This window comes from Paraburkholderia guartelaensis, assembly GCF_004353905.1.
Classification (GTDB): domain Bacteria; phylum Pseudomonadota; class Gammaproteobacteria; order Burkholderiales; family Burkholderiaceae; genus Paraburkholderia; species Paraburkholderia guartelaensis.
Map to the genome: position 1 here is coordinate 25,807 of NZ_SMOD01000060.1, position 11,490 is coordinate 37,296.

General features: G+C 60.4%; 11 protein-coding genes. All 11 read left to right on the forward strand.

Annotated elements, in window-relative coordinates:
• Positions 1 to 58 precede the first annotated feature (58 nt).
• The 11 genes from E1N52_RS39380 to E1N52_RS39430 all read left to right on the forward strand — a co-directional run bounded on the left by E1N52_RS39380 (position 59) and on the right by E1N52_RS39430 (position 11,274).
• Positions 59 to 1,831, forward strand: a complete 1,773-nt coding sequence (locus E1N52_RS39380; protein WP_246089421.1) for a type IV secretory system conjugative DNA transfer family protein — start codon at positions 59 to 61, stop codon at positions 1,829 to 1,831.
• Positions 1,828 to 3,498, forward strand: a complete 1,671-nt coding sequence (locus E1N52_RS39385; protein WP_133190105.1) for an LPD7 domain-containing protein — start codon at positions 1,828 to 1,830, stop codon at positions 3,496 to 3,498. Before E1N52_RS39380 ends, E1N52_RS39385 begins: the two co-directional genes overlap by 4 nt.
• A gap of 66 nt (positions 3,499 to 3,564) precedes the next feature.
• Entirely contained in the window at positions 3,565 to 4,275 is a 711-nt protein-coding gene (stbB, locus tag E1N52_RS39390) for a StbB family protein (RefSeq protein ID WP_133190107.1), read from the forward strand.
• The gene (locus E1N52_RS39395; RefSeq protein ID WP_133190109.1) at positions 4,275 to 4,724 is read left to right on the forward strand and encodes a hypothetical protein; all 450 of its coding nucleotides are present in this window, start codon (positions 4,275 to 4,277) and stop codon (positions 4,722 to 4,724) included. Before stbB ends, E1N52_RS39395 begins: the two co-directional genes overlap by 1 nt.
• A gap of 10 nt (positions 4,725 to 4,734) precedes the next feature.
• Positions 4,735 to 5,058, forward strand: a complete 324-nt coding sequence (locus tag E1N52_RS39400) for a TrbM/KikA/MpfK family conjugal transfer protein (protein ID WP_133190111.1) — start codon at positions 4,735 to 4,737, stop codon at positions 5,056 to 5,058.
• A gap of 250 nt (positions 5,059 to 5,308) precedes the next feature.
• The gene (locus E1N52_RS39405; protein ID WP_133190113.1) at positions 5,309 to 6,682 is read left to right on the forward strand and encodes a hypothetical protein; all 1,374 of its coding nucleotides are present in this window, start codon (positions 5,309 to 5,311) and stop codon (positions 6,680 to 6,682) included.
• Between the two features lie 397 nt (positions 6,683 to 7,079).
• Positions 7,080 to 7,613: a tyrosine-type recombinase/integrase gene (locus E1N52_RS39410; protein WP_246089420.1), complete on the forward strand. Its 534-nt coding sequence runs from the start codon at positions 7,080 to 7,082 to the stop codon at positions 7,611 to 7,613.
• 105 nt (positions 7,614 to 7,718) lie between these two features.
• Positions 7,719 to 8,963, forward strand: coding sequence for a tyrosine-type recombinase/integrase (locus tag E1N52_RS39415; protein ID WP_133190115.1), 1,245 nt, complete (start codon positions 7,719 to 7,721; stop codon positions 8,961 to 8,963).
• Positions 8,960 to 9,895, forward strand: a complete 936-nt coding sequence (locus E1N52_RS39420; protein WP_133190117.1) for a tyrosine-type recombinase/integrase — start codon at positions 8,960 to 8,962, stop codon at positions 9,893 to 9,895. The genes E1N52_RS39415 and E1N52_RS39420 overlap by 4 nt, the downstream gene beginning before the upstream one ends.
• 1 nt (position 9,896) lies before the next feature.
• Positions 9,897 to 10,889 carry a tyrosine-type recombinase/integrase gene (locus E1N52_RS39425; RefSeq protein ID WP_133190119.1) on the forward strand — a complete coding sequence of 331 codons (993 nt, stop codon included), beginning with the start codon at positions 9,897 to 9,899 and terminating at the stop codon, positions 10,887 to 10,889.
• Between the two features lie 46 nt (positions 10,890 to 10,935).
• Positions 10,936 to 11,274, forward strand: a complete 339-nt coding sequence (locus tag E1N52_RS39430; RefSeq protein ID WP_281282826.1) for a tyrosine-type recombinase/integrase — start codon at positions 10,936 to 10,938, stop codon at positions 11,272 to 11,274.
• Positions 11,275 to 11,490: the final 216 nt, after the last annotated feature.

Below are 11,490 nucleotides of genomic sequence, written 5' to 3' on the forward strand. Positions count from 1 at the left end.
CACCTGCGGGTCCCGTAGTTATCCTCACATGATCCTGGAGGAAAGCACCTTGTCCTGCATGTATCCACCGTTCATCGTCGGCAAGTACAAAGGCGAGTACCTGAAGTATCGCGGCCAGGATTTCCTGATGCTCGCCGCCGGCACGCGCTCGGGCAAGGGTGTCTCGATGGTGATCCCGAATCTTCTCACCTATCCGGATTCGGTCGTCGTCGAGGACATCAAGGAAGAGAACTTCATGTATACGTCCGGCTACCGCAGGAAGTGCGGTCACGAGGTCTACCTGTGGTCGCCGTTTTCTGAAAACGGCCGCTCGCACGCGTACAACCCGCTCGAATACATCGCCGGCCGGCCGGCGTACACGCGCGTCGGTGACGTGATGACGATTGGCGAACATCTGTATCCGTCGAATGTCGACGCGCGCGTGAGGTACTGGAACGACAACGCCCGCAACCTGTTCGTCGGGATCGTGCTGTACCTTCTCGAAACGCCGTCGCTGCCGTGCACGTTCGGCGAAGTGTTACGGCAGGCATCGGGCAGGGGCCGTGCGATCCGCGAGCACGTCTCGTCGATCGTCAGTACGCGCTCGAACACCACCGGCACGCTGCCTGTCCTCAGCTTCGAGTGTCTGGATGCGCTCAACCGCTTTCTGTTCCAGTCGAAGGAAGCGTTCGCCAATATCGTGTCGACGATGACGGCGCCGCTTAACGTGTTCAGTAATCCGGTCGTCGATGCAGCGACGAGCCGATCGGATTTTCATCTGGGCGACGTACGAAGGAAACGTATGTCCGTCTACGTCGGTATCAAGCCGGGCGACCTGAAGGCGGGCGCGTTGCTCGTCAACCTCTTCTTCTCGCAGCTGATCGACCTGAACACACGTGAGCAGCCCGCCGAGAATCCGGATCTGAAGTATCAGTGCGCACTGCTGATGGATGAGTTTGCGGCGCCCGGCAAGATCGACATCATCGATACGGCTAACGCGTTCATCGCCGGCTTCAACCTGCGGCTCATGCTGATTTTCCACGGGATGTCGCAGCTCGAGGACCCGAAGCTGTACGGCAGACACGGTGCGGAAACGCTTGCGATCAACTGCAAGATGCGCAGCCTCTTTGCGCCGCGCACACTCAAGGACTCGGAAGAATATTCGAAGATGCTGGGCACGTTCACGCATCTGTCGCGTTCCCGCAGCCGCAGTCGCGGCCGCAGCGCCTCGACAAGCACGAACGAGACGGAGCACGGCCGGCCGCTCATGCTGCCGCAGGAACTGCGGGCCTTGTCCAGCCGCAGGCAGATCATCACGATCGACGGTTGCGAACCGATCCTGTGCGAAAAGGCGTACTTCTACGAAGATGCCGAGCTCGTCGACCGCCTGGTTCAGCAGAGCCCGTATCTGCAGGAGGTAATCGCCAGTCTCGAAAAGACCAACCGTCGCCGCGCGTGGTTCGGGTTCGGACCGAAGTTCCCCAACGAAGAGCAGATGAAGCACGCCGCATTCGTTGCCCGCGAACTCAGTGCACCCGTGCCGCAGATCAATGTTGAGCAATGGTGGCACTCGCAGAACGCCGTGCGTCGCGCGCAGGCGGAGCCCGCAGCGGGCGCAGCGCAGGCCGCCAGTGTGCGCGATGTCCACGAGCACGAAATTGGCGTGCTCACTGCCGTGCACTTCGCCAACCGCGGGGCGATCCGCGCCTCGCTGTTCCGGCTGATGCCGTACCTGGGTGAGGTGCTGCCGGACGCGGGCACTTCTGCACAGGCGGGCGAGGCAAATTCGCAACCCGGTTCTCACGCCGAACCGCAACCTGATCCGCAGCCTGGACAAGGAGTCATCGCATGAACGAGATCGAATTTCCGGCCGACCAGATTGACCGCCGCGAGCGTGGTGCGGCCAACGCCGACGACGCTTCGGCCATCCGGGCGCGGACCACGCCGCCGGCGAACGAACCGGAAGGGAAGACCGTACCTCGCCATCCGGAAATGCCCCTGGACAGCGCAACGGAAGAGCGCCTGAAGAAGATCCGGGCCGCTGATCGGGAGCGGGCCGGGAAGCGGCTCGCACCCGATGTATCGGACGATGAGCGGGCCGCCGAGGGGGTGAAAGCGGCTAAAGGCACCGGCCGGCTGATCAGCAGGAAAGACGGCGAGACACAGAACAGCATCCGTCCGAAGCCGATCTTCGAGAAAACCGGCTATGACGTGCCGAAGTCAGTCAGCAACCAGTACATTGCCCACGACGGGAAGTTTCTGGACCGCAAGAGTGAGACGGTGCACTTCGAGGACACCGGCCGCACGCTCGCGACGGCCAGCGAGGACCGCAGCGTGATCGCGCACATGGTGGAAGTTGCAAAGGCGAAGAACTGGAGCGAGCTGCAGCTCAAGGGAACAGAGGAATTTCGCCGGCAGGCATGGATTGCGGCAGAACTTGCTAGCGTACCCACGCGCGGCTTCAGGCCGAAGGAACTGGATCGCGCGATGCTGACGGCTGCGCGCGAGGCCATGCGCATCGGCGCCGGCGAGCAGGCCGGCGATGCGCATGAAGCGCGCACCAACACCGTCGAGAGCGCAGCAGCCCAAAAGTCCGACGTTGCGGAGCCCGAACAGCCCGCGCGGCGCGCACGGGCCAGCGCAGGTGCGGCCCGCATCGCTGATGCGCCGGCCGGGCAACGCGAGCAGCACTCCGACCGCGCGGGTCCTGCCTCTCAGGCTCCGGCGTCATCGCCCTCGCTCGAGCAGCCGGCAGCTGGTGTGACCTTGGGCGTGCTCGTTGCGCACGGGCCGGCGCCGTTCAACCATGACGCCAGACAGAATCCAAGCTATTACGCGACCGTGCGCACCATCAATGGCGAGCGCACGGTATGGGGCCTGGATCTCGAACGCGCCATAAGTGAGGCTGGTGTGCAGGTCGGGCAGCACATCGAACTCGAAAAGGGCGGCAGCAGGACTGTCACGTCCCGGCAGCGGCAGTTCGACGCGCAGGGCAACGAGTGCGCGCCAAAGACTGTCACGAGCCGCCGTAACGAATGGCGGGTTTCCTCGCCGGACATGCCTGACCTGCCTGCGCACGAGCAGCGTGAGGCCCTCGCTCGCGCACGTCGCGAAGGTGACGAGCACAGGCAGATCAACGAAGCGCGCGAGCGGTTCCTGAACGGTAACTGGCAGTACTCGAAGGAACAGCGCGCCGTGCTTGACGCGGCACGTGAGCGCATCAAGGAACAGGCGGCGCGAGAGGTCCTGCGCGAGGAGATCAAGGGTCTGCCCGAGCAACAGCAGGAGAAGTTTAAGGGGGAGTTCGAGAGCGCCGTGGCCGCGGCGCGAGCAGCGAACCGGCCGCTCGATGTGCCGATGCCGCAGGTCACCGAGGCGACGATCGAGGCCGTACGTGAACAGATCGAGCGCGAACAGCGCGGGCTCTCGCAGTCCGTGCAGCAGCCGTCTCAAGAGACCACCGGGCACCCCTCACTGGGAGTGGGTCATGAAGTTCCGCCCTTCGAACTCGAACCGTAACTGAACGCGTCTGGCGTGGCTGCGGTGATGCGGGTACATCCATCAACCGGTAAGGAACAATGCACCATGAAGATTGCCGTTATCAATTTCTCGGGCAACGTTGGCAAGAGTACCGTTGCACTCCATCTGCTTGCGCCGCGTCTGCCGGGCGCTGAGGTGATCCCGATCGAATCGATCAATTCGGATGACCGCGAAAAGGAGGGCGCGTTGCGCGGGTCGCAGTTCGATGAGCTGCAGGATCAGCTGATGACGCTGGAAAACGCCGTCGTCGATGTGGGCGCGTCGAATGTCGAAGATTTTGTAGGTCTGATGCGAAGCTATGACGGGTCGCATGAAGACTTCGATCTCTTCATTGTGCCGGCTGTATCGAGCGCCAAGCAGCAGGTGGACACGATCGCAACGCTGCGTGCGCTTTCTGAGCTGGGCGTGCGCGCCACAAGGATCCGGCTGGTCATGAATATGGTCGATCGCAAACAGGACCTCAACCGGGGCTTTGCGAAGCTGTTCGAGTTTCACTCGCGCAGCGAGGTTTTCTCGATGCATCGTGACGCGGTCATCTACGAAAACCCGATCTTCGAGAAGATCAAGGGGTTCGACAGGTCGATCGTCGAAATCCGCGATGACCCGCGCGACTACGTCGCGCTGAACGCCGAGGCAATGGAAAACGGGGCATCGGAAGCCGAAAGGGCACACATTCGACAGATGGTCGCACTCAAACGTCTTGCGAGCCGGGTGACGACAGAACTGGATGACGTGTTCAAGGTACTGGTGTGCTGATGGGCGCGTCGGAAGACTCAATCCGCGAGGAACTCATCGGCGAAGTGCTCGGCCAGCTGTCGCACCTGCGTCGTGACGTGAAAGAGCTGAGCGGGCTGCTCCAGGCGAGCGGCAAACAGTTCAGGGATGACGGCGAACTGACGCTGCTGCGCTTCACTTCGCGCTACGGGCAGTTCCTCAATGACTTCAACGCAGCGACCACTGGCGTGCTCGCCGAGGCAGGTCATTTTGCTGAGGCACGCGACCAGCTCGTCGGCGAGCTTGCATTACGCGAATACGATGCGGCAAGCGCGCGCGTGCGGGAACAGTTGCGTGATGTGCTCAGTGAAGGGGGTTACCGCTGCGGTATTGGCCGCCTTGAGCTTGCGGTATGGGTCGCGTGTGCAGCGCTTGGTTCGGCAGCGCTCTCGGTCGGCGCGGTCGCGGTGCTGCATATGGTCGGCGCATAGGAGTCGTTCCATGCAATTCCAGACATCTTTCGTGGTCGCAGCGGTATGCACGGCGCTCGCAGGTGTCACGCCGGCGCGGGCCGACGATGACAACCAGAACGCATGCGGGGCAGTGCTCTGCCTTGCCGGACTGATGCAGGGCGGCAGTGGCGGTCGGGACTGCAGCCAGTACGAGGCAAATTACTTTTCCATCGTGCGTTATCACCATGGTCATTTCGATCTGGGCGGCACGTCGAGCGCGCGCGGCGATTACCTCAACCAGTGCCGTTCGGTTGGAAGCGATCAGAAGAGTGCTGTGAATTCCAGGTACGGGGGCGTCGAGAATGGCCCCTGAATTGCTCCTCACAGGGCGCGGCGAATTTGCCGGCCCGGGCAGCCGGGCTTTTCATGCGCTGGCGATGATCGTGCGCAGCGGCGACGTTAGCGCACTGCCGGCGCTCGTCCGGGGGATCTGATGCAACTCATTGCTGCAAAACTGCCGCCGTTCACCCGACAGAATCATGGCTGGTTGCGGGACCACGAGGCGTCGCTCCTGGGCGTGCGCAGCCTCGCGATGCTCGTCAGGCCTTCACGTTGAACGCATCATGGAACTCGTCGAGCGCGATCACCCCGATACGGTCAGGCGACATCTGAGCGCTGAAGAAGCCGCAGCTGTGCGGCGGTTCTGCGGCGAGGGACAGCAAGTGCGGCCTGAGGACGTCACACTCGTGGAAGCCGTGCTCGAAGAGATGCACGATGGACGACATGTGCGTCTGTGGCTCGAGTGCGACTGCGTCAGCGCAGCTGGTAGTCGGCCGCGGCTCACCGCCCGGGTGCGTGAAGACGGTCCCCGTCATTTCGTGCGTATGCACCAGTACGGCGAGCACCACTGTGCGCTGGCGTCGTTCCGGCAGACGCCGGAGCCGGAAAACGTTGAGCCGGATGACGATTGCGCGAGGCCAGGCCAGCACAATCCGCTCCGACCGGTAGCTGACGTGCTTGACTATCTCGATCTGCATGAAGGCGTGGCACGACCGGGCGGCTCGACGGGATCAGAGGGCGGCGTGGGCGAAAGTGGCCGTCGCCTGCCACGCCTCGGACGCATCCTGCACACGCTTCTTGAGGACGCCGACTTTGCACGGCTGCCCGTCGACGCGTTGAACGAAAAGTCCAGATCGTGGGAGCGGCTCGAGGCATATGCAGCCGGCCAGGCGCTGAGCCCACAGCTGTCGCTCTCACAGATAATCTATTTCAAGCCATGGACGCCTCTCAATGAGAGGATGACGGAGATCGATGGCCTTGCATGGCCGGAAAGGAAGGCACGCAGCGCGCTACTGCTGTTCGTCGCCGACGAGATTCGCGCAGGCGTTGCAATCAAGAAAACGAGCATGGGAGAGTGTGTGGTGCGCCCCGAAAAGGGAATCCGTGCCGGTGGCCGTGATCAGCGACTAACGCAGCCGCCCTACTGGGTGCTCAGCGTGGTCGACCGCGATCGCCACGGCAATGCGCGCTTCCGGGAAGCGTTCGCGCAGCATGCGTATTCGTTTGCGCGACCCGTACCTCTGGACAGCCGCTATGAGCGCGTGACGCTGAAGTTGCTGTTCGGTGTCATGGCATGGGTAAAAAAGTACGGCATTGAGGTCACGCTCTGGAAGCCGCTATTTGACCGGGAGGTGAGGCAGGTCGACAGGCCGAGCCTGTGGTGCCGACCCGACTTCGAATTGACGTTCCGATCGGTGGCAGCCGTCAGTGTTGCGGCGAGGCTGCACCGTGTAGTCATCGAGACGATGGGTGCCGACGATCCTGACTACATTGAGCGCAAGTCGCGTACTCACGAAATCATGAAACGCCGCGGGATCCTGATCGAGCATCGCGTCGCTGATGATGCTGACCAGAAAGAACGGGACGACGCGTTTTTCCGCAGGGTCGCTGCAAAGATCCTGCATCTCGCCGGAGTACCGCAGACAAGGCCAGTCTGAAAGTCTCACTGCGCTTCGCTAGCTGCCAATCTTCTTGATGGACGCCCTCGTTTCCGGGAGTCATCCGGCAACTTCGGCATCCTCGCCAGCGCGGGGCTGAGCAACACGTGGGTAAAAGGCCACGGCGGGGCGCGTGGCAGCATGCCGATCCTCGTCCGGATCGTATCCGGCGTGCGCGATCGTGGATGGCTGTGGGGCGCCCGCCGCCGGGTCTTTTTTGACACTACCGGCCAAGTACTAAACCGCTGACGCGGTAGGGGAGGAGCGCGAGAGCTGATGGCTGACGTTCATTGTGGCGGCGAGCTGACGCAGGATCCCAACGAGGGGACGCAGATACCTCCAGGAGCAGTATGTGGATGCCCAACCGGGCTTCACCACTGCTTCCAGGAGGCACGCCATGACGCCACTGCGCCAACGCATGCTGCACGACATGCAGATCCGCAACTTCGCCGAGACCACCCAGCAAACCTACCTGCTACAGGTGTCCAGTTTCGCCCGGCACTTCCACCGCTCGCCTGAACTGCTGGGCCCCGAGGAGATCCGGGCCTGGCTCGTCTATCTGCGTGAAGAGCGCAAGCTCGCCCCCGGCAGCCTCGGCCCGACGATTGGTGCGCTGCGCTTTCTGTATCGCGTGACGCTCAAACGCGACTGGAGTGACGAGGACTTTCCGTTTCCCAGGAAGCCGGTCCGGCTCCCGGTCGTTCTCAGCCTGGAAGAGATCACAGCCTTCTTCGAGTCGATCGCCACTCTCAAGCAGCGCACCATCCTGATGGTTGCCTACGCGGCTGGCCTGCGTGTGTCCGAAGCTGTGCACCTCAAGGTCACGGATATTGACAGCAAGCGCATGGTCATCCGGGTGAACCAGGGCAAGGGCCGCAAATGTTCGCGAGGACATTTGCGGCCAAATGTTTTGCCGAAACTTATGTTGTGAATCCGCCAAAGTGTGTCGTGAACGCTCCTTTTTCCTCGCATTGACAACACATAACTTTTGGTCGTTGACTGGAGGAGCATCTCATGTTCCGACGGAGGTTCGACCATGTTTGACCAACTTTTCAAGCGTGCGTCAGCGGTAGCCCGTCACTCGACGGCGCCGTTTGCCGAAGAACGGTTTCGGTATCTGGATTACTGCGTGCATCGGGGCGACTCTTTCTGGTCGGTACGACGCAAAGCCGATGACCTGTTTTGGATCGCACAAGGGCTCCGGCACGGTAAAAACCTGCGTGTCACTGCCGACCAGGTACGATCGCTCGTTGTCGGCCTCGTCGATCGCGAGCCTACCGGTGGTCCTCGGCTCGACTTGCCCAGAACACGGAGGAGACTGATCGCCAACGCTTGCACATGGCTCCGATTCCTCGGCAGCCTGCGTGAACCTATCGAACGCATACCGTTCGGCTCGCGGCTGGATGAATATGCCGACTGGGCAAAGCAGGAGCGTGGACTCAGCGACGCCACGATTGACAGATTCGGCCGAAACGTTAGGCAGTTCTTAAAGTGGTACGGTCCCCTCGGTCGACCTCTATCGCGCGTTCAGGCCACGGATATCGATGGCTACCTTGCTTTCGGGAGGGATCGCGGGTGGTCGCGCGTTACCGTGAGCAATACGGTGGACGCCCTGCGGGCGTTCTTTCGCTTTGGTGGCCAGCAAGGGTGGTGCGAGGCGCATCTGGCAAATGCCATTCCGAGGCCCCGGATTTACGCATTGGAGGGATTGCCAACGGGACCATCGTGGCCAGAGGTACAACGGCTTCTCGCCACTTTGAATACACTTCGTCCCGCCGACGTACGTGACAGGGCGATCCTGATGCTGTTTGCGATTTACGCTTTGCGTGAGAGCGAAGTGGCGAATCTTCGCCTCGAGGATATCGATTGGCAGCATGATCAACTGAATATCCATCGCGCAAAAAGGGGGAAGGCGCAGGTATACCCGCTTCTGCCTTCAGTCGGTAACGCCATTGTTCGTTATCTGCGATCAGTCCGCCGGAACGACAAACATCGAGAGGTATTCCTGACTCTCGTGTCACCGTTTCGTCCGCTTTCGCTGAGCGGCCTCTACGACATCGTCTCCTACAGACTGAAGTCGTTGAATATCCAGTCCCCCCATTACGGTCCACACTGCCTGCGACATGCCTGCGGAACCCGGTTGGTTACAGAAGGGTTGACCCTCAAGGAGATTGGCGATCATCTTGGACATCGCCGCACCGCGTCGACCCGCACGTATGCAAAGGTTAATCTGCCCGGTTTGCGTGAAGTGGCAGCCTTCGATTTGGGAGAGCTGGCATGAGACTTCAAGAACTCGTCGAGACCTACATCGCGTTCAAGGCTTCATTGGGGATGCGCTATCGATCACAATCTGCCGTGCTCCGTGCCTATTGCCGCGCCATGGGTGATATAGACATCGAGGACGTCAGGCCGGGCGCAGTCTTGGCATTTATCACCGGCACTGGACCGGTAACCAATCGCTGGCTGGAATGCTACAGGGTCTTGGATGGCCTCTACCGTTATGCAATTGGACGCGGTTTTGCAAAGAGGTCTCCGCTCCCTGCGGATACCCCGAGGCATCCACCGCCGTTTGTCCCATACATATATACAGTTGATGAGCTAAAGCGGTTAGTGGCGGCAACTGAAATACTGCAAACACCGTTGTCTCCAATGTTGGCTCAAACCATGCGTAGCTTACTTCTGCTCCTTTATGGGACAGGAATGCGCATTGGCGAGGCGCTATCGATCACCCTGCGGGATGTCGACTTGAAGAGCAGCACAATAACGGTTCGTGATGCTAAGTTCTTTAAGAACCGCGTGATTCCCATCGGCCCACGGTTGGCAACCGTTTTGAGCGAATATCTGTCACGTCGTCGTCAGCTCTCCATGCCAGATGGTGACAACTCAGCGTTTCTTGCTACGCGTACTGGCCTTCACCTGAATTACAAGCGTGTGAATAAGCTGTTTTGCCGGCTTCGCCGCGCTGCACAGATTCAGCGCGAGTCTACGGCGCGTTACCAGCCTCGTATTCATGACATTCGACACGCCAGTGCGGTTCATCGGGTCATCGCGTGGTATCGCGTCGGCGCCGAGGTACAACGCCTGTTGCCGCAATTGGCCACTTACTTGGGGCATGTTGACTTGAGGTCCACCCAGCAGTACCTCAGCATGACGCCAGAGCTGCTGCGGGAAGCCAGTTTGCGCTTTGATCGCTACGCGCAATCGGAGGTGTGAGATGCGTGACAATAACTCGATTGGACCATGGATACGCAGGTTCCTCCTGGAACACGTCGCCACAGAGCGCAATCTCGCGCGCAATACCCAACTCAGTTATCGCGATACGCTGGTCCTTCTGCTTCCGTTCCTGAGCAAGGCACTGGGGAAGCCAGTCGATCGCCTTTCGATCGATGATCTCTCGCCAGACAGTGTGCGCTCGTTTTTGCGGTATCTGGAGAAGGAGCGTCGCTGTAGCGGCGCCACGCGTAATCTGCGTTTGGCGACGATCCATTCGCTTGCGAAGTTCATCGGCATGCATAGCCCGGAGCATGTGGCGTGGTGCGCAGCAATACGTGGCGTTCCCTTCAAGAAGACGGCGTCATCAACTCTGACGTACCTGGACAAGCCGGAAATGGAGGCATTACTGCACACGCCTGACCTGCAGACGGCATTGGGAATGCGGGACCACGCCTTGTTGCTGTTCCTCTATAACACCGGAGCGAGAGCTGACGAGGCGGCTCATCTGTCATTGGAAGATATCAAATGGGGCACCTCTCCTGCGGTACGCCTGGTCGGCAAGGGTAAGATGCGCTGGTGCCCTATCTGGCCTCGTACCGCGGACGTTCTAAAGCCGCTTGTTGCCGGACGCGCGTGCGGAGAATCCGTGTTTCTTAACCGGCTCAATCAACCGCTGACACGGTTTGGTATCTATGCCGTCGTGCGTCGAACGGTTGCCCAAGCGAGTCAGGCTCTGCCGTCGCTGATGGCGAAGACTATCAGCCCCCATTGCCTGAGGCACACCTGTGCCGTCCATTTGCTTCGTTCGGGCGTGGACATCAACACCATTCGGGCATGGTTAGGGCATGTCTCCTTGGATACCACCCATATCTATGCGGAGGTCGACCTGGAAATGAAGGCTAAAGCGCTTGCCCTGTGCGATCTACCGAAGGAGACGAGGACCAGGCCTTGGCACACTGATGCTGGCCTCATGAGTTTCCTGAAAGCCCTCTGACGGTCGATAAGTGGACGAAAGTAATGTTGTCGCGTTTCGAAAGCGGGTGCCGCCAAAATGGCATTCCGTTCGTCGCGGCAACATAAGTTTCGGCAAAACATTTAACCATAAGGATCGCTATGTAATGCTGTCACCACGGCTGCTCGAGATCCTGAGAACGTACTGGCACGACGCTCATCCTCGCGACTGGCTATTTCCCGGCGATATTCCCGGGCACCCGATCACGCGATGTGCCGTGTGGTACGCCTGCGTTGCCGCCCGCGAGCGCAGCGGTATCCGGAAACCGATTACGCCCCACACGTTGCGGCACTATGTACCCTTCCGGATTATGTCTTGTAGCCTACTAATGGCCCATTTTTCTGGGCAAGTAGACAACGACGGATAGAGATAATCTTGGCTGCTCCACCCACGTAGGGAAGGAGTTCGTCGTGAAGTACACCATTCATGAGCAGGTCGTTCTCTCGCAAGAACCTGAAGGTCCACTGGCAGCCCATTTATCATCCTTTGCCAACGCCATCTGCGCGCAGGGTTACAACGTATGGTCCCTGAAGCGGAAGGTCCGGATCGCCGCATGTTTCAGTCGATGGCTTAAACAGAGTGG